Annotated in this window: 14 protein-coding genes; 5 read left to right on the forward strand and 9 right to left on the reverse strand. The window is 65.7% G+C overall.

Annotation, left to right across the window (positions count from 1 at the left end):
- Positions 1-9 precede the first annotated feature (9 nt).
- Complete coding sequence (gene mctP, locus XH92_RS06770; RefSeq protein WP_194458552.1) at positions 10-1500, forward strand: monocarboxylate uptake permease MctP; 1491 nt, start codon at positions 10-12, stop codon at positions 1498-1500.
- Here mctP and XH92_RS06775 read toward each other — a convergent pair.
- On the reverse strand, positions 1471-5115 hold the full coding sequence (locus tag XH92_RS06775) for an indolepyruvate ferredoxin oxidoreductase family protein (RefSeq protein ID WP_194458553.1): 3645 nt from the start codon (positions 5113-5115) through the stop codon (positions 1471-1473). The two genes, mctP and XH92_RS06775, sit on opposite strands and share 30 nt — an antisense overlap.
- Before the next feature lie 156 nt (positions 5116-5271).
- Here XH92_RS06775 and XH92_RS06780 point away from each other — a divergent pair, with 156 nt between their 5' ends.
- Positions 5272-5727, forward strand: coding sequence for an Lrp/AsnC family transcriptional regulator (locus tag XH92_RS06780; RefSeq protein WP_194458554.1), 456 nt, complete (start codon positions 5272-5274; stop codon positions 5725-5727).
- Positions 5728-5870: 143 nt separating this feature from the next.
- On the opposite strand, the gene XH92_RS06785 is transcribed toward XH92_RS06780, so the two are convergent.
- On the reverse strand, positions 5871-6395 hold the full coding sequence (locus XH92_RS06785; protein WP_246788291.1) for a hypothetical protein: 525 nt from the start codon (positions 6393-6395) through the stop codon (positions 5871-5873).
- A gap of 76 nt (positions 6396-6471) precedes the next feature.
- The gene (locus tag XH92_RS06790) at positions 6472-6825 is read right to left on the reverse strand and encodes a hypothetical protein (protein WP_246788293.1); all 354 of its coding nucleotides are present in this window, start codon (positions 6823-6825) and stop codon (positions 6472-6474) included.
- A gap of 192 nt (positions 6826-7017) precedes the next feature.
- Between XH92_RS06790 and XH92_RS06795 the strand changes: the two genes are divergently transcribed.
- The gene (locus XH92_RS06795; RefSeq protein ID WP_194458556.1) at positions 7018-7938 is read left to right on the forward strand and encodes a LysR family transcriptional regulator; all 921 of its coding nucleotides are present in this window, start codon (positions 7018-7020) and stop codon (positions 7936-7938) included.
- Positions 7939-8239: 301 nt separating this feature from the next.
- Here the strand turns inward: XH92_RS06795 and XH92_RS06800 are convergent, their stop codons facing one another.
- The 3 genes from XH92_RS06800 to XH92_RS06810 are packed head-to-tail and all read right to left on the reverse strand — an operon-like array spanning position 8240 to position 11482.
- Positions 8240-9028, reverse strand: a complete 789-nt coding sequence (locus XH92_RS06800; RefSeq protein ID WP_194458557.1) for a fumarylacetoacetate hydrolase family protein — start codon at positions 9026-9028, stop codon at positions 8240-8242.
- Positions 9029-9040: 12 nt separating this feature from the next.
- Positions 9041-10405, reverse strand: coding sequence for an LLM class flavin-dependent oxidoreductase (locus tag XH92_RS06805; protein WP_194458558.1), 1365 nt, complete (start codon positions 10403-10405; stop codon positions 9041-9043).
- 24 nt (positions 10406-10429) lie between these two features.
- Positions 10430-11482: an Ldh family oxidoreductase gene (locus XH92_RS06810; protein ID WP_194458559.1), complete on the reverse strand. Its 1053-nt coding sequence runs from the start codon at positions 11480-11482 to the stop codon at positions 10430-10432.
- A 403-nt stretch (positions 11483-11885) separates the two neighbouring features.
- On the opposite strand from XH92_RS06810, the gene XH92_RS06815 reads away from it, so the two are divergent.
- Positions 11886-16004, forward strand: coding sequence for a GAF domain-containing protein (locus XH92_RS06815; protein ID WP_194458560.1), 4119 nt, complete (start codon positions 11886-11888; stop codon positions 16002-16004).
- On the opposite strand, the gene XH92_RS06820 is transcribed toward XH92_RS06815, so the two are convergent.
- From XH92_RS06820 to XH92_RS06830, 3 genes are all read right to left on the reverse strand, one after another.
- Positions 15978-16319, reverse strand: coding sequence for a hypothetical protein (locus tag XH92_RS06820; protein ID WP_194458561.1), 342 nt, complete (start codon positions 16317-16319; stop codon positions 15978-15980). The genes XH92_RS06815 and XH92_RS06820 overlap by 27 nt on opposite strands.
- 57 nt (positions 16320-16376) lie before the next feature.
- Complete coding sequence (locus tag XH92_RS06825) at positions 16377-16616, reverse strand: DUF2171 domain-containing protein (protein ID WP_194458562.1); 240 nt, start codon at positions 16614-16616, stop codon at positions 16377-16379.
- 72 nt (positions 16617-16688) lie between these two features.
- Positions 16689-17159, reverse strand: a complete 471-nt coding sequence (locus tag XH92_RS06830) for a cupin domain-containing protein (protein ID WP_246788294.1) — start codon at positions 17157-17159, stop codon at positions 16689-16691.
- 219 nt (positions 17160-17378) lie between these two features.
- Between XH92_RS06830 and XH92_RS06835 the strand changes: the two genes are divergently transcribed.
- Positions 17379-17978, forward strand: coding sequence for a DUF1080 domain-containing protein (locus XH92_RS06835; RefSeq protein ID WP_194458563.1), 600 nt, complete (start codon positions 17379-17381; stop codon positions 17976-17978).
- Positions 17979-18001 lie beyond the last annotated feature (23 nt).

The raw sequence follows: 18001 nt of genomic DNA on the forward strand, positions 1-18001 counted from the left end.
GGGAGAGCCATGACCGATCATATCGCCTGGGTGGCGCTCTCCGTCTTCATCTTTTTCTTCGCCCTCGTCACCGTGATGGGCTTCTTCGCCGCGCGCTGGAAATCCGGCCCGGTCAGCGAGCATCTCGACGAATGGGGCCTCGGCGGCCGCCAGTTCGGCACCTGGATCACCTGGTTCCTGGTCGGCGGCGATTTCTACACCGCCTACACCGTGATCGCGGTGCCGGCGTTGGTCTACGCGGTCGGCGCCTACGGCTTCTTCGCGCTGCCCTACACCATCATCGTCTATCCCTTCGTGTTCGCCGTGATGCCGGTGCTGTGGAAGAAGGCGCATGCCAACGGCTACGTCACCGCCGCGGATGTCGTCCACGGTGCCTATGGCTCGCGTAGCCTCGAGCTCGCGGTGGCGCTGACCGGCCTGGTCGCGACCATGCCCTATATCGCGTTGCAGCTGATCGGCATGGAGGTCGTGATCAAGGCGATGGGGCTATCGGGCGAACTGCCGATCATCGCCGCCTTCGTGATCCTTGCGCTCTATACCTATAGTTCCGGCCTGCGTGCGCCGGCATTGATCGCCTTCGTCAAGGACATCATGATCTACATCGTGGTGCTGACGGCCGTGGTCGTGGTGCCCTCGAAGCTCGGTGGCTATGGCGCGGTGTTCTCGGCGGCCAACGACGCCTTCACGGCGAAGGGCGGCGCCACCGGGCTGACGCTGAAGCCCGCTCAGTATCTGCCTTATGCGACGCTGGCGCTCGGCTCGGCGCTCGCCGCCTTCATGTATCCGCACACGCTGACCGGCATCTTCGCCTCGAAGTCGGCCGATACCATCCGCAAGAATGCGATCCTGCTGCCGGCATATACGCTGCTGCTCGGCCTGATCGCGCTGCTCGGCTACATGGCCTATGCCGCCGGCATCAAGGTGACGTCGCCGAACGATGTGGTGCCGATGCTGTTCAAGACGCTGTTCCCGGAATGGTTCGCGGGTTTTGCGTTCGCGGCAATCGCGATCGGCGCGTTGGTGCCGGCGGCCGTGATGAGCATCGGCGCCGCCAATCTGTTCACCCGCAATGTCTGGAAGTCCTACGTCAATCCGGATATCTCGCATGCCGGTGAGGCGTCGGTGGCGAAGATCACCTCGCTGGTGGTCAAGGTCGGCGCGCTCGCCTTCATCCTGTTCCTGCCGACGCAGTTTGCGCTCGATCTCCAGCTGCTCGGCGGCCTCTGGATCGTGCAGACGCTGCCGGCGCTGGTGTTCGGCCTGTTCACCACCTGGTTCCGTGCCGAGGGGCTGCTGCTCGGCTGGGCGGTCGGCATCGGCTGGGGCAGCTGGACGGCGTGGAGCAACGGGCTGAAGCCGCTCGCCAGCATCTCGCTCGGCGATGCCACCTACACCTTCTATGTTGGCCTCGGTGCGCTGCTGCTCAACATCGTGGTGGCGGTGATTGCGACCGTCGTGGTCGGCCTGATCTCACCCGCCAAGCGCGGCGCGGCGGCCTGAGCCGTCGCGCGTATCTGACGGGGCGGAGGTAAGTTGCGCGGTCAGCCGCGCCACCTCCGCCTTGGTCCTGTCGATCGCGGCGTCCTTGACCGGCCCATAGCCGCGGATCTCCATCGGCGCCTTTGCGATGGCTGTGAGATCGGGCAGCCGCGCGGCATCGAGCTTGTCGAGCATGGTCTCGATCAGCGTTTCGTACCAGGTGATCAGCTCGCGCTCGGCACGCCGCTCCGCGGTGTAGCCGAACACGTCGAACGGCGTGCCGCGCAGTCCCTTGAGCCGCGCCAGCAAGCGGAGCGGCGTCTGGATCCACTGGCCGAACGCGCGCTTGCGTGGCCGGCCGCGCGCATCCCGCCGCGCCGGCAGCAGCGGCGGCGCGAGATGGTACTGCACCGTGAAATCGCCATCGAACTCGCGCTTGAGGGTTTCGAGGAAGCCGGTCTGCATATGCAGCCGCGCCACCTCGTATTCATCCTTGTAGGCCATCAGCTTGAACAGCGACCGCGCCACGGCGTCGGTGAGAGGGAGCTCGGTCTTATCGCGCGCTCCGTCCGCCTCTCCCGCTTGCGGAGGAGGCCGTAACGCATCGCCAGATGCGTTACGGGTGGGGGCTCTCTCCGCGATAGGACTCGTGGAGAAACCCCCACCCCAACCCTCCCCCGCAAGCGGGAGAGGGGGCGCACCTTCTTCGCGGGCGCCGCCGAGCGCGGCCTCGGCGCGGCGGACGCGATCGACAGTCGCACGGTAGCGTGCGGCATAGGCCTCGTTCTGATACTCCCGGAGGAAATCGGCACGACGCGCGATCATCTGCTCCAGCGTCTCCGGCGCGCTGGCATCAGCGTTCTCAGCCTTAGGCAAAAACTCCGGGTCGGCGAAGGCGAGCCGGCCCCAGGCGAACGCCTGCCTGTTGCGCTCCACCGCGACGCCGTTGAGCTCGATCGCGCGCGTCAGCCCCTCCAGCGACACCGGCACCAGGCCCTGCTGCCAGGCGAAGCCGAGCATCATGATGTTGGCGTACACGCTGTCGCCGAGCAGCCGCTCAGCCAGCACATTGGCGTCGATGGTGGTGAGGTTGCCGGGTCCGATCACCCGCTCGATGGCGCGCAAGCGAACCGGCGAGGCGAGGTCGGCATCGCGGAATCGCACCACGTCGCCGGTCGGCATCTCCGCGATGTTGACCGCGGCGCGCATGCCCTTGCGATAGGTGCCGGACGCTTTGGCCGACGAGCTCACCACGAGATCGCAGCCGATCAGCGCGTCCGCCGCGCCCTGGTCGATCCGCACCTGGTGAAGTGCGGCGGGCTCGGCCGCCAGTCGCAGGAAGCTCAGCACCGGACCGAATTTCTGCGCGAAGCCGGTGAAGTCGAGCACCGAGACGCCGCGGCCCTCGAGGTGTGCGGCCATCGCGATCAGCGCGCCGACCGTGATGACGCCGGTGCCGCCGACGCCGGTGACCAGCAGATCGTAGGGCTTGTCGAGCGGCGCGAGCTCCGGCGCCGGAAGCGCCGCCGCGCGCGCCAGCGGATCGACCGCGCTTGCGCTCTTCGCGCGGCGCTTGCCGCCCTCGATGGTGACAAAACTCGGGCAGAAGCCGTTGAGGCAGGAAAAATCCTTGTTGCAGGTCGAGAGGTTGATCTTGCGCTTGCGGCCGAACGGCGTCTCCTTGGGCTCGACGCTGAGGCAATTCGATTCCACCGAACAGTCGCCGCAGCCTTCGCAGACGAGATCGTTGATGTAAGCAAAGCGGGCAGGATCGGTGATCGTGCCGCGCTTGCGCCGCCGCCGCTTCTCGGTGGCGCAGGTCTGCTGATAGATCAGCACGGTGACGCCTGGAATTTCGCGCAACTCGCGCTGCACGGCGTCCATCTCCTCGCGCGGATGGATCGTGACGCCCACCGGCAGGTCCGCCGGCGAGAACTGCGCGGGATCATCCGACACCAGTGCAATCCGCGCGACGCCTTCGGCCCGAACGATGTGCGCGATCGCCTGCACGCTGACCGGGCCGTCGACCGGCTGGCCGCCGGTCATCGCCACCGCGTCGTTGAACAGGATCTTGTAGGTGATGTTGGCCTTGGCCGCGATCGCCTGCCGGATGGCCATCGAGCCGGAGTGATAGTAGGTGCCTTCGCCGAGGTTCTGGAACACGTGGCTGTTGCCGGTGAATTTCGACGACGCCGCCCAGTTGACACCTTCGCCGCCCATCTGGATCAGCGACGAGGTTTCGCGGTCCATCCAGCTCGCCATGAAATGGCAGCCGATGCCGGCCAGCGCTTTGGAGCCCTCAGGCACTTTGGTCGAGGTGTTGTGCGGGCAGCCCGAGCAGAAATACGGCGTGCGGGTCGCGCCGGGCACTGCGATCGTGCGATCCTGCTCGGGCCTGAGCGCGGCGACGCGGCGAGCCAGTTGCAGCTCCGGAAACATCGGATCGAGCCGCCGCGCCAGCACGTCGGCCAGCATCCGTGGCGACAATTCGCCGGTCCAGGAGATCAGCCGCGCGCCGCTCTCGTCGTGCTTGCCGACCATCCGCTCCGGCTTGGAGCCGGGATAGTCGTAGAAATATTCCTTGAACTGGCTCTCGATGATGCCGCGTTTCTCCTCGACCACCAGGATCTCGCGCTTGCCCTTCACGAACTCCATCGCATCATGCAGCGCGAGCGGCCACACCATGCCGACCTTGTAGATGTCGATGCCGAAGCGGCGGCAGGCGGCTTCGTCCAGTCCCACCAGCCGCAACGCCTCCATCAGATCGAGATGCGCCTTGCCCGTGGTGACGATGCCGTAGGTCGCATCCCCGATGTCGTAGATGCGGCGGTCGATCGGATTGGCTTTTGCAAAAGCGTAGACGGCGTGCTTCTTGGCTTCCAGCCGCTCCTCGATCTGTGGGCCCGGCAGATCCGGCCAGCGATAATGCAGGCCGCCCGGTGGCGGCACGAAATCCGGCTGCACGAACACCCGCGGCGGCTGCAGCTCGACCGATGCGCCTGACTCCACGATCTCCGAGATCGCCTTGAAGCCGACCCACATGCCGCTGAAGCGACTCAGCGCGTAGCCGTATTCGCCGAACGCGAGATACTCGCCGACATCGGCCGGATGCAACGTCGGCATGAACCAGCTCATGAACGCGACATCGGATTGATGCGGCATCGAGGATGACACGCAGCCATGATCGTCGCCGGCGACCACAAGCACGCCGCCATGCGGCGAGGAGCCATAGGCATTGCCGTGCTTCAGCGCATCGCCGGAGCGATCGACGCCGGGGCCCTTGCCGTACCACAACCCGAACACGCCATCGACCTCGCGGTCCCGCTGCGTTTCGACCTGCTGCGAGCCGAGCACGGCGGTTGCCGCGAGGTCCTCGTTGACCGCGGGCAGGAATTCGATGCGGCTCTCCTTCAGCCGCTCGCTGATCTTCCACAGTTCGAGATCGACGCCGCCGAGCGGCGAGCCGCGATAGCCGGAGATGAAGCCCGCGGTGTTGAGGCCGCTCGCGCGGTCGCGCCTGATCTGATCGAGCGCGATGCGCACGATTGCTTGCGTGCCGGTGAGGAAGACGCGGCCGCGTTCGCGGCTATAGCGTTCGGAGAGCTGGTAGGCGTCGAGCAACGGCATCTGGCCCATGACTGACCCCCCGTGGAATCACGCTGTCTGATCGCACGAGGGTATGCCTGTGGGCCTGGTAGGTCTTACCTATCTGTTCATTCGTAGGGCCAGAATCGGCACGATATTGCTACAGTTGGCGCAATTTGGTAAAATCTACCAAATTGGAGCCGCGCAATGGTCGAAGAGCAGGACGAAAAAATCCTCGCCGAACTGCAAAGGGATGGCCGCGCCACCAACCAGCAGCTCGCGGAAACGGTGGGGATGTCGACCTCGGCGTGCTGGCGCCGGGTCCGCGCGCTGGAGGAGTCCGGCGTCATTTCAGGCTACTCGGCGCTGGTGGCGCGCGAGCAGGCGGGCTTTGCCACCTCGGCGATCCTGCACGTCTCGCTGGAGCGGCACGACGTCAAATTCGTCGACGAGTTCGTCGCGCGGGTGATGCAGCGCCGCGAGGTGCTGGAATGCTTCGCGACAACGGGCGACGCCGACTATCATCTGCGCGTCGTCGTGCGCGACATGGATGCGTACAATAGATTCCTCGACGAGTTCATGTTCCGGATTCCCGGCATTCGGCATGTCCGCACCAACGTGATCCTGAAGGAGATCAAGACCGGCGTGGCGCTGCCGTTTTAGGGTGATGTGGTCCGACGACGATGTGGAGCCGTGGGTTCAACCTTTTGTCCCGTCACCCTGAGGAGGCCGCGTAGCGGCCGTCTCGAAGGGCGAACGGCCACCAGCCGGGCCGTGCATCCTTCGAGGCTCGCTCCGCTCGCACCTCAGGATGACGGTCCTTGCACATGTTCCACCGACTTCGTCCGCATCAGCAGCATGAACACCATCACATGGCTGACCAGCAGCAGCGGCACGTAAAGCGCCGGAATATAGATGCCGGCGCCGAACAGGCCGGGATCCGCGTTCTTCGTCGCGCCCATGTAATAGGCGTTGAGAAGGTCCAGCGTGCCCCAGATGTTGAAGAGCCAGACGATCGGAATGGCGATCGGCCAGCGCCACGACAGTGCCGCCATCGCGAGCAGCGCGAGAGCTGCGGCGGTCAGATCGCCCCAGCCGACCGCGCCGGCGAACACCGGGTTCACCTCCGGCGACACGAAGCCTGTGACCATGAAGTTCATCCCGAGAAACCGGAAGGCATGGAACGCCGCAAGCAGCCGGAGCGCATTATGCCGCGGCATCGTGCGGAGCGCCGGCCAGACATAGGTGACGGCCACGACGGCACTTGTCAGAAATGCTCCGGCGACGCTGAGCAGGAATGGAATGTTGAGACTGACTGGCACGGCCGGCATCCTCTGTTTGTCGACCCGGAGGGAGAGGTCGAACCCGTCGATCAGGTTCGACCTCGGAGGGCTCACGGCTTGACGCTTAAGGCTTGGCGAGCAGCAGGCGCAGCGGCAGCAGCGGGCCGACCGCGATGTAGTCGTGGTCCATGATGTCGAGCTTGGACAACGGCAGCCCCTCCATGATCGCGTGCGCCTCGGATGTATCCTTGGCATCGAGCAGGAAGACGACGCCGCGGCCATCGGAACGCGCATACCATTCGCGCACCTTGCCGTTGAGATAGAGCTGCACGGTCTGCCGGATTTCATCCGGCATCACGGCCATCACCTGGTCGCGGGTGACGCCGGCCTTGACGGTCAGGATCACGATCACGCCGGTGGTGATGGTGGAGGGGGCTTGTGCCTGTGTTTGGGCCTGGGCAAGCGAGGGAGCGGTCATGGCGGTTGAGCCTGTCAAAGTGAGGGTGAGGGCAAGGAGGGTGTGACGGATCGTTTTCATCGGTCGCAGGTCTCCGTTCACGACTGTCGTCGTGATGTCGCTTGGAGCAGCGCGCCTTGCGGTACGGCTGCCTGTGGCTCCGATGTAGGCCGGCTTCCCGTGCGCGACTATTCGCGATAATGTTGACGGGCCATGAAGCAGAACTTCACAGTCAGGCAGGGCGCGCTCGACGGTGTCGAGGCGTTCCTGGCCGTCGCCCAGCACCGCAGTTTCCGTCGCGCGGCAACCGAGCTCGCCGTCACGCCGTCGGCGATCAGTCAGGCGGTGCGCGCGCTCGAGGCGCGGCTCGGCGCCGTGCTGTTCATCCGCACCACCCGCAGCGTCGGCCTCACCGAGGCCGGCGAACGATTTTTGGCACGCGCACGGCCGGCGTTCGAGGAGCTGGTCGCCGCCAGCGGCGCTGCGCGCGAGCTCGGGCAGAAGCCGGCCGGGCTGTTGCGTCTCACCGTGCCGCGCTCGGTGGTGCCGATCCTGCTGGAGCCGCTGATCGCCTCGTTCTGCAAGGCCTATCCCGAGATCGAGGTCGAGCTCGCCGCAAGCGAGGAGCTGGTCGATCTCGCCGCCGGCGGTTTCGATGCCGGCATCCGGATGGGTCAGTTCATCAACCCCGACATGGTCGCGGTGCGCCTGACCAAGCCGTTTCCGTTCGCCGTCGTCGGCAGCCCGGATTATCTCGCGCGCCGCGGCCGGCCGAAGCGCCCGGACGATCTGCGGGCGCATGCGTGCCTCAGGCTGCGGCGATCGAACGGCGGGCTCGCGCCGTGGTCGCTGAACGACAACGGCCGCTCGATCGAGCTTGCCGTCACCGGCTCCTTCATCGGCCATGACTTCCCCACACTGGTCGGCGCGGCGGTCGAGGGCGTCGGACTGGCGCAAGTGCCGGCGCCGCTGATATCAGGCCTCGCAAAGGAGAAGAAGCTCGTCCGCGTGCTGGATGCATTCGCGCCGACGACGCCCGGTGTGTTTCTCTACTATCCCGGCCACCGCCAGATCATGCCAAAGCTGCGCGCGTTCATCGGTCACGTGAAGAGCAAGTCGGCGGCGGGGCGCTGACGACACTGCGGTCAAGGACGCGAAGCCGTATTCCCATCTTCAACTGTCATCGCCCGGCTTGACCGGGCGATCCAGTACGCCGCGGCTTCTCGGCTTAAGTACGACCGTCTCTGGAATACTGGATCACCCGCATGCGCGGGTGATGACACCGCGTTGCTGGACATCTTGAATTGCGAACCATCCCCACTGGCCTTCTTCGGGACGACGATTGGAGGGACGTGCGACCAACCTTATCCACGTCATCCCCTCGCAAAGGCGAAGCCTTTGCGCGGGGATGACGGGTCAAGGGCTGCACGCGCCTTCACGCCTTCTCCTTCACGAACCTATTCCGCAGCGTGCCAATCCCCGTGATGTCGATCTCCACCACGTCACCGTCCTTCAGGTCCGGCGAGGCGCCGTCGGTGCCCATCCAGATCACGTCGCCGGGCGACAGCGTGAAGTATTTCGACAGCTCGACGAGGAAGGGCACGATGCCGAAGATCATCTCGTTGGTGCGGAAGCGGCCGGTCTCCTTGCCGTTGACGCGGATCGCGGTCTCCATGCGGTCGAGATCGATATCGGTCTCGATCCACGGACCCATCGGCTTGAAGGTGTCGGCGTTCTTGGCGCGCCACAGTCCGCGGTCGGCCTTCTGCCAGCTGCGCTCGGAGACGTCGTTGCCGATGGTGTAGCCAAACACGCAGTCCATTGCGTTGGCTTCGGTCAGGTGCTTGGCTTTCTTGCCGATCACGACGACGAGCTCGCCCTCGTAATGGATCTTCTCGGTCGCGCCCGCCGGGATGATGACGTCCTCGTCATGGGCGATCAGCGCGTTCTGCGCGCGGTAGCCGATCTCGGGACGATCAGGCACGTTCGGCACGGTGCCGGCTTTATCGGCGGCCTCCTTGAGATGTTTCAGATAGTTCAGCCCGACGCAGTAGAAGGTGCGCGGGATCAGCGGCAGCTCGATCTTGACGTCCTTCAGGGCGTGGGTCTTCGCAGTCTTGGTCCACTCACCGAACGGATCGCCGTTCACGGCCGTGACGGTGTCGCCCTCGACGAGGCCCCAAGATGCGGTGGTGCCTGCGGCGGTGAATTTCAGCCAGCGCATGATGATGTCCTTCTATTCCGCGGCCTGCGCGCGGGTCTTCCAGGCGCCCGCAGCCGGGCGCTTCAGTCCGAGGTTTTCGCGCAGCGTCGTGCCAGCGTAGTCCTTGTGGAACAGGCCGCGCTTCTGCAGTTCGGGCACCACGTGATTGACGAAGTCGGCGTAGGAGCCCGGCACATAGCTCGCCGCGACGACGAAGCCGTCGCAGCCGCGGCCCTCGAACATTTCCTCCAGCCGGTCGGCGATCTCCTTCGGGCCACCGACCATCGCGTCCTGCACCTGGCCGCGGCCGGAGAAGGTGATGAAGTCGCGGGTCGAGGGATTGGTCTTGCCCGAGGTGCGCAGCACGCCGTCGCGGATGCCGAGCATGCCTTGCATGCCCTGCAGTTCCTCCGTGGTCAGCGGTTCGTCGATCCCCTTGGCGCCGAAATCGAAGTTGAGGCCTTCGGCGAGCAGCGACAGTGCGTCGATCTCCAGCGGCAGCTTCTGGATCACCGCCATCCGGTCCTCGGCCTCGGCCTTGGTCGCGCCGGTGACCGGCGTGATCAGGTTGCAGAGAAACATCTGGTCGGGATCGCGTCCGGACTTGGTGGCTTCGCCCCGGATCGCGTCATAGCCCTGCTTGGCGTTGGCGAGGTTGCGCGCCGCGGTGAAGATCACCTCGCCCCAGCGCCCGGCAAAGCGCTGGCCGCGGCCGGAGGCGCCGGCCTGGATCACGACCGGATGGCCCTGCGCCGAGCGCGGCACCGTGAACGGTCCGCGCGAGGTGAAGAACTGGCCCTTGTGATCGAGCCGCTTCACCTTGGTCGGATCGGCGAAGCGGCCGCTCTTCTTGTCGATCACCAGCGAGCCGTCCTCCCAGGCGTCCCAGTGGCCGAGCACCACCTCCATGAACTCGTCGGCGCGGTCGTAGCGGAGATCGTGCTCGAGATGCTGCGCGCGGCCCATGTTGAGCGCTTCGCCGTCATTGACCGAGGTCACCACGTTCCAGGCGGCGCGGCCGCCCGTCATCAAATCGAGAGTGGCGAAGCGGCGCGCGACGTCGAACGGCTCGAAATAGGTGGTCGACGCGGTCGAGGCGAGGCCGAGCTTGGTGGTGACCATGCCCATCGTCGTCAGCACCACGATCGGGTCCATCTTCACGCAGCGGATGCCGTATTCGACGGTGTGGGCGTGATCGTTGCCATAGCGATCGGGCATTGCGAGGCGATCGTCGAAGAATGCCATGTGGAACTTGCCGCGCTCCAGGATACGCGCGATCTCCTGGTAATAGTCCGCCGACATCGAATCGTCGCGCGACTCCGGGTGACGCCAGGAGCTTGGCAGGTTGGTGCAGTTCTGCGCCTGCAAAAAGCCAACCAGCGCCATTTGCCGTGTCATGTCGTTCTCCTGTACCTGAATGCGTCAGCGAAGGTCGAGGGCGTCGGTCAGCTTGTAGTCGGCGGCGAGCGCCTTGAGCTTGTCCCAGGTCGTATCCTCGATCTCGATGCCGTCCTTGCGCCGCTGCTGCTCGCGGATGAATTCGACCTCGCCCGGATAGAACACGCCGCGGCTCCCTTCCGAAGGCGGCGTCGATTTCAGGTAGCGGGCGAAATCGGCGACCTCCTTCTTGAACTCCTGCAATGGGCGGAACGCCGCGACGTTGAACACCGCCATGAAGCAGCCGTCGTTGTGCCGCCCGGTCGGCTCGACGCCGAAGCCCAAGCCCGTGAGCAGGCCGCACAGCACCTCGACCATCGCGGCAAGGCCGGAGCCTTTGTAGCCCTCGCTGCCCCCGAGCGGCAGCAGCGCGCCGCCCTTGCGGTAGTCCTTCGGATCGGTGGTGTCGCGTCCCTCGGCATCGATGATCCAGCCCTTCGGGATGCTCTCGCCGCGCGCCACCGCGAGCTGGATCTTGCCGGCGGCGACCGCCGAGGTCGCCATGTCCAAATAGAACGGCGCCTCGAGATCGGAGGGCACCGCGATCGAGAGCGGGTTGGTGCCGAGCCGGGCCTCGCGGCCGCCGAACGGCGCGACATGCTTCGGCGAGCGGCCGGAATCCGCGGCCGCGATCCCGATCATGCCTTCGCGCATCGCCATCATCGGGTAATGCGCGAGCCGGCCGACATGGCTCTGCCGGAACACGGTGCAGGCCGCGACGTTGGCGGTCTTCGCCTTGTTGATGGTCATCTCCATCGCCTTGGCGTTGACGTGGAAGCCGAACCCCCAATGACCGTCGATCACGGTCGTGGTCGGCGTCTCCTGCACGATGGTCCATTTCGCGCCGGGGACGATATGGCCAGCTTTGATGCGGTCGATATAGGTCGGGATCGCGATCACGCCGTGGGAGTCATGGCCGGCGAGGTTGGCGTTGACGCAGCCGGAGGCGACTGCGCTCGCCTCCTCCTCCGATGCGCCGGCGCCCCGGAGCAGCGCCGCGCCGATGCGCGTGAGACGGTCGGCCTGGACGATCGGCATGGGATTTTCCTCGCGGTCCGCCCGCATGATGCGCGGGTCTTGCTTGCTGTTATCGGGCTCATGCTCTCAAAGCGTCGAGGTGCGAGCAAGGGCAGAAAATCCGGTCCGCCATACCGCCAGCAGGGTGCTCCCGGCGATGTTTTCACTGAGTGGAACGGGCGCGGTCACGATGCGGAATTTGGTTGCTCCGGCGGCGCGGGCGGGCGTCCCATCCGGGGCTCGGCGCCCCTCCGCCTCAGGCTGGCACACAGGCGCCCGTATTATCCCGGAAAACGGCGTTCCGGATTCGTCAGCCGTTTACTTTGTCTCACAACTTGCCGGATACGCTAACCACCACTTAGGCGTATCGCGGGCAATGTTTCCCACCAGATTGGAGGGGTTGGCCCGGGGGCCTTCAGGAATCGTGCAGTCGAGCATCGGGCGTACATTCGCGGCGTTGAGTGCCACCAACGAAGCGATCCTGTACGCGAAATCACCAGAAGAATTGTACGGAAAGGTCTGCGAAGCCGCGTTCTCGAGCGGGAGCTTCCTGGCCGCGACCGTCTTTTTGCTGCAGCCGGATACCGGCCGGCTGATATTCGCGGCCGGTTGCGGCGACGATGTCGCGCGCCTGCGCAGCATCAGGATCTCCGCCCTCGCCAATACGCCGGAAGGGGAGGGCGTCGCCGGCCGCGCGTTCCGCGATCAGAGCGCCAGCGTCAGCAACGACTATGTCAACGATGCCCGTTCGGCGGCCTGGCGCAGCGGCCTCGCGGCGGCCGGCGTCGGCGCGGCGGCGGCGATGCCGCTGGTCTGCAACGGGCGCAGCGTCGGCGTCTTCATGGTGACCCGGCGCGAGGTCAACTCGCTCGGTGAGGAGATCGTGGCGCTGCTGGAGCGCATGGCGGCGAACGTGTCCTACGCGCTCGACAATTTCGACCATGAGGCGTCGCGCAAGAGCGGTGAGCGGGCGATGCGCCGGCTCAACCGCATGTTCGGCGCCATCAGCGCAACCAACGAGGCGATCCTTCGCGCCAAGACCGAGCACGATCTCTATCAGCGGGTCTGCGATGCCGCGGTGTTCAGCGGAAAATCCTTCGCGACCGTGGTGCTGCTGGCCGAGCCCGACACGCACTGGCTCGAACCCGTCGCCGGCACCGGCGAGGCGCTCGACCTGATCACGCAGACGCGCTTTTCGACCAACCCGGACAATCTCTACGGCAAGGGGATCTGCGGCGAAGCGTTCCGGACCCAGCAGCCGTGCGTCGAGCATGACATTCCGATATCGGCGGGCGCCTCCCAGACGGAAGCCGGTGGCGGCGGCATGATGGCCTGCGTCGCGCTGCCGCTCACCCGGTTCGGCAGGAGCATCGGCGTCCTGATCTTTTTCATCGGCAACTCCTGGGCGGGCGACGAAGAGATCATCGCGCTCTTGGCGGGCATCGCCGAGAACGTCTCGGTTGCGCTCGACACGTTCGGCCGCGCCACCGAGAAGGCCAGGGCCGATGCCGAGCGCGAGCGATTGTCGCGGATGTTCGCGGCGCTGAGCGCGACCAACGAGGCGATCATGCGCGCGCGGTCGCGGCTCGAGATGTTCGAGCTGGTCTGCGCCGCGGCGGCGCATGGCGGCGGGTTCAACTCGACCAGCATCCTGATCGCCAAACCCGGCGACGACTTCCTCGAGATGATGGCAGTCGCGGGGCCGACCGCGGAGAACGCGCGCCGCCTCAACGTCTCGCGCAGCGAGGCGCGTCCCGAAGGGCGCGGTGTCTGCGGCCGGGCGTTCCGCTCCCGGCGCGCCTGCATCAACAACGATTTTCTCGGCGACGTCGCCAACAACCCGTTCCGCGACGTCATCGACCGCGAGGATGCGCGATCGGGTGCGGCGTTTCCCTTGATCGTCGACGACGAGCCGGTCGGCGTGATGCTGTTCATCTCCGCCAAGCGCAACACTTTCTCGGCCGAGTTTGCCGAGCTGCTGCAGCGGCTCGCCGACAACGTCTCCTATTCGCTCGGCAGCTTCGATCGCGCCGACGAGAAGGCGCGAACCGAGGAGCAGAAGGAGCGGCTGCGGCGGATGTTCGCGGCGTTGAGCGCGACCAACGAGGCGATCATGCGGGCGAAGTCCCGCAGCGAGCTGTTCGATCTGGTCTGCGATGCCGCGGCGGTCGGCGGTCAGTTCATCTCGGCCACCATCCGCCTGGTGCGCCCGGGCGAGGCCTTCCTGGAGAACGTCGCTGCTTCCGGCCCCGACCGGGTGCGGGCCCGCGAGGTCCAGTTGTCGGCCGACGCGACGCGTCCGGAGGGGCAGACGCTGACCGGCGTTGCGATCCGCACCCGCAGGCCGTGCATCAGCAACGATTATCTCAGCGACTTCAGCCCTGAATCGCATGTCTATCCGATCGTGCGCGACAGCGGCAGCAAGTCCGGCGCGGCGCTGCCGCTGCTCAAGAACGGCGAGGCGATCGGCGCGCTGGTGTTCCTCTCCAGCGAATTCGGCACCTTCAGCCCGGAGATGATGGCGCTGTTGCAGCGGCTCGCCGAGAACGTCTCGTTCGCGCTGGCCAACTTCGACCGCGCCGACGAGAAGGCGCGGGCCGACGAGCAGAAGGAGCGGCTGTCGCGGATGTTCGCGGCGCTGAGCGCGACCAATGAGGCGATCATGCGGGCGAAGTCCCGCGCCGAGCTCTATCAACTGGTCTGCGAGGCGGCGGCGACCGGCGGTAAATTCACCTCGACCACCATCGCGCTGGCACAGCCGGGCAGCGACTTTCTGCGCATCGTCGCGATCGCGGGCCCGGCGGCCGAGGGCGCCAGTCAGGTGACGCTCTCGACCAGCGAGGCGCACCCCGAGGGGCGTGGCGCCTGCGGCCGGGCGTTCCGGTCCGGCAAGGCCTGCATCATCAACGACTATTTCGCCGATACCGAGACCGCCGCTTTCCATGAGCGCGCTCGCCTCGATGGCACGCAGTCCGGTGCTTCGTTTCCGCTGATCGTCAGCGGCGAGGTCGTCGGCGTCATGATCTTCGTCGCGATCGAGAAGGATACGTTCACGCCGGAGTTCGCCGAGCTGCTGCAGCGGCTCGCCGACAATCTGGCGTTCGCGCTCGAAAGCTTCGATCGCGCCGACGAGAAGCACAAGGCCGACGAGCGCATCGAATATCTCGCCTCGCATGACAGCCTGACCAATCTGCCGAACCGCGAGACCTTCAACGAGATGCTGCGTCACGCGATCTCGGCGGCGGACCGCCACCGCCGGCAGCTCGCGGTGCTGTTCATCGATCTGGATCGATTCAAGGTGATCAACGATTCGCTCGGCCACGACGCCGGCGACATGCTGCTGGTGGCGATCGCCGAGCGGCTGCGCGGATCGTTGCGCGCGAGCGACGTGGTGGCACGGCTCGGCGGCGACGAGTTCGTGGTCATCTTGGAGGACACCGCCGAACGTCACGACGTCGAGCGCATCGCCGGCGATCTCTTGATTTCACTCAGCCAGCCGATGCAGCTCAGCGGGCACGAGTGCCACACCACGGCCTCGATCGGCATCGCGACGTATCCGACCGACGGGTCCGACGTGCAGACGCTCACCAAGAATGCCGACATGGCAATGTATCTCGCCAAGGAGGACGGCAAGAATGGCTTCCGCTTCTTCTCCAACGAAGTCAGGGCGCAATCGATCGAGCGGCTGACGATGGAGAGCGCGTTGCGTCGTGCGCTGGAGCGCGACCAGTTCTCGCTCGACTATCAGCCCAAGGTCGATATGGCGAGCGGTGAGATCAGCGGCGTCGAGGCGCTGCTGCGCTGGACCCATCCCGAGCTCGGCAAGGTCTCGCCGGGGCAGTTCATTCCGCTCGCCGAGGAGATCGGGCTGATCGTTCCGATCGGCCGCTGGGTGCTCAAGGAAGCCTGCGCGCAGAACATGGCGTGGCAGCACCGCGGCCTCAAGGCGGTGACGATGGCGGTCAACCTTTCGCCGCGGCAGTTCGGCGATCCGAACCTGCTCGACGATATCGACGAGGCGCTCGCCGCGAGCGGCATGCCGCCGGCGCTGCTGCAGCTCGAGGTCACCGAAAGCATGGTGATGCGCAACGTGACGCGCGCCGTCCGCGTGCTCGACGCGATCCAGACCCGCGGCATTCGGCTGGCGATCGACGATTTCGGCACCGGCTATTCGTCGATGTCGCTGATGAAGCAGTTCCCGATCGACACCATCAAGATCGATCGCTCCTTCGTGCGCGACCTGCCTGACGATTCCGAGGACGTCGCGATCGCGCAGGCGATCATCTCGATGGGCAAGGCGCTCGGCATGACCATCGTGGCCGAGGGCGTCGAGACCTCCGAGCAGCAGGAGTTCCTGCGCGCGCATGCCTGCGACGAGATGCAGGGCTTCCTATTCTCGAGGCCACTGCCGCCGCGCGACCTGGCCGAATTGCTGTCGAAGAGGTCGCCGGTGCGGACGTCACCGCCATTGCAGCCGTCGCTGGACGACGAGGCGATCGGCGAGGCCGGATCGGATCTAGGGCGGAAACGCGCTGTCGTCTGACGGCTGCACGGGCAGGTCGCGGACGTCCGAATCGGTCGATGCGATCAGGCGCGAGAAATCATAGGGCCAGGATGGTGTCGCCTGGCCGGCCAAGGTCTGGCGCAGCGCCACCGACGCCTCGGCAAAGCTCGCCCCATCGGGCAGGCGGAACCGGCGGCACCAATTCGACGGCAGCGGTTCGGCGGCATCGCGCATCTCGAACGCCGGTCCCCACCACCATGCCGGCGCCGGCGGCCGTTCCGCTTCGGCAATGGCGCGCCAGCGCGCGAACTCGTCGGCGATGCGGGCAAATTGCAGCTTGGCGGCGGGATGCATCGAAGGCCCTTCCTCAAGGCCGGGATGATAGCATCGCACGGACCTCGCGCAACGCGGCTATTGGCGGCCGTGCTGCCAATGCGCCGTGACGTCGGAGCCCGATTTGTTGAGGTGGACGTGCTGGTCGACATGATCGACCCACGACAGCGGAATGAAATGGTGGTGCTGACCGTCGGGCGAGCTCTGCTTGGTCAGCTTGATCTTGTCGGTGCCTTCCATGTGGTCGACCTTGCCGACCGTCTTCTTGTCCGACGAGATCACGTCCATATGTTCCCGAATGTCGGCAGCCGTTGTCATGCGTTATCTCCTCGTCATGATGATGAGGGGATCAAACGCCTCGCGGACGCGAAGGTTGCTAGCCGCGTCCGGCTACTTCTGTTCCACCTCGGTCGCGGTGGCCGGGCCTTCGCCCATGATCAGCAGCACAGCGTCCTCGTCCTTGGCGCCGTCCCAATGCACCTGCTTGCCGAAATGGGTGACGAAGCTTCCGGCCGGCATCGCCACGGTGCCGTGATCGGGATCGAATTTCGGACCCGAGCCGACCCACCAGGTGCCCTTGAGCACGACGATATAGCGATCGTTCGGATGGAAGTGCGGACGGCTGAAGTGATTGCCCTTGGTCCATTTGGTGTAGACCATGTAGAAGCCGGGCTTCGAGGGATCCCCGACCACCACGGCATTCTGCGCGCCGCGCGCGTCGACCGGGCTCCAGGGAATCTGGTCCGGCAGCTTGTAGGTGACGGCGGCCGGATTGAGCTCCGCCGCGGAGCTGACGCTCAGCGTGCAGGCGAGGGCCAGCGGCATCATCAGGTATCGCCAGGACCGGTTCGACGCCGTCATCGTATTCTCCCAAGTCGGTTCGTTCGGGCGACTGCCGCGCCCGTATGCCGCATGATGCTAATCGCTCTCGCTTCCGCCGGACAAGACGCGCTCGCGCATGTCTGCTCTCAAGATTGCGGCATCGGGCCGTGACACAACGCAGTTGCAATATGAAAAACGCATTTACGCCGCGACAGACGATGATAGGTTGCGCGCCAACCAAAAGACGGGAGGATAACCTTGAAGAAGCAACTGTCGATCCTGGCGGCGGGACTTGTGATCGGTGCGGCCGCGCTGCAATTCTCCACCACCGCATCGGGCGATGACGGCTGGGTCACGCTGCTCGACAGCTCCAGGAAGGGCGATTGGGACGAGGTCGGCAAGGCCAATTGGGCCATGAAGGACGGCGCGCTGGTTGCCGACAAGCTCGACGGCAAGGATCTCTCCTATCTCGTCAGCAAGACCCAATACAAGGATTTCCAGATCAGGGCGGAGTTCTGGACCGACGAGGACGCCAACAGCGGCGTCTTCATCCGCTGCGAAGGCAACAAGGTGATCGACTCCAAGGTCTGCTACGAGGTCAACATCTTCGACAAGCGGCCGGACCCGACCTACGGCACCGGCGCGATCGTCGACGTCGCCAAGGTCGATCCGATGCCGAAGGCGGCGGGCAAGTGGAACGTCTACGAGATCACCGCGCAGGGGCCGCATTTCGTCGTGACGCTGAACGGCCAGAAGACCGTCGACGCGCAGGACACCAAGCACGCCAGCGGCTACATCGCGCTCCAATATGGTTCGGGCGTGGTCAAGTTCCGCAAGGTGCAGATCAAGGCGCTCTGACGGCGCTGGTTGAGCGAAGCCCG

This window comes from Bradyrhizobium sp. CCBAU 53421 (assembly GCF_015291625.1).
Lineage (GTDB): Bacteria > Pseudomonadota > Alphaproteobacteria > Rhizobiales > Xanthobacteraceae > Bradyrhizobium.

Bases quoted from the DNA above. Each gene is read 5' to 3' on its own strand.
- XH92_RS06805 (WP_194458558.1), bottom strand. From the start codon at position 10,405: ATGACACGGCAAATGGCGCTGGTTGGCTTTTTGCAGGCGCAGAACTGC.
- XH92_RS06790 (WP_246788293.1), bottom strand. From the start codon at position 6,825: ATGACCGCTCCCTCGCTTGCCCAGGCCCAAACACAGGCACAAGCCCCC.
- XH92_RS06810 (WP_194458559.1), bottom strand. From the start codon at position 11,482: ATGCCGATCGTCCAGGCCGACCGTCTCACGCGCATCGGCGCGGCGCTG.
- XH92_RS06780 (WP_194458554.1), top strand. From the start codon at position 5,272: ATGGTCGAAGAGCAGGACGAAAAAATCCTCGCCGAACTGCAAAGGGAT.
- XH92_RS06800 (WP_194458557.1), bottom strand. From the start codon at position 9,028: ATGCGCTGGCTGAAATTCACCGCCGCAGGCACCACCGCATCTTGGGGC.
- XH92_RS06795 (WP_194458556.1), top strand. From the start codon at position 7,018: ATGAAGCAGAACTTCACAGTCAGGCAGGGCGCGCTCGACGGTGTCGAG.
- XH92_RS06785 (WP_246788291.1), bottom strand. From the start codon at position 6,395: ATGCCGGCCGTGCCAGTCAGTCTCAACATTCCATTCCTGCTCAGCGTC.
- XH92_RS06830 (WP_246788294.1), bottom strand. From the start codon at position 17,159: ATGACGGCGTCGAACCGGTCCTGGCGATACCTGATGATGCCGCTGGCC.
- XH92_RS06775 (WP_194458553.1), bottom strand. From the start codon at position 5,115: ATGGGCCAGATGCCGTTGCTCGACGCCTACCAGCTCTCCGAACGCTAT.
- mctP (WP_194458552.1), top strand. From the start codon at position 10: ATGACCGATCATATCGCCTGGGTGGCGCTCTCCGTCTTCATCTTTTTC.
- XH92_RS06825 (WP_194458562.1), bottom strand. From the start codon at position 16,616: ATGACAACGGCTGCCGACATTCGGGAACATATGGACGTGATCTCGTCG.
- XH92_RS06820 (WP_194458561.1), bottom strand. From the start codon at position 16,319: ATGCATCCCGCCGCCAAGCTGCAATTTGCCCGCATCGCCGACGAGTTC.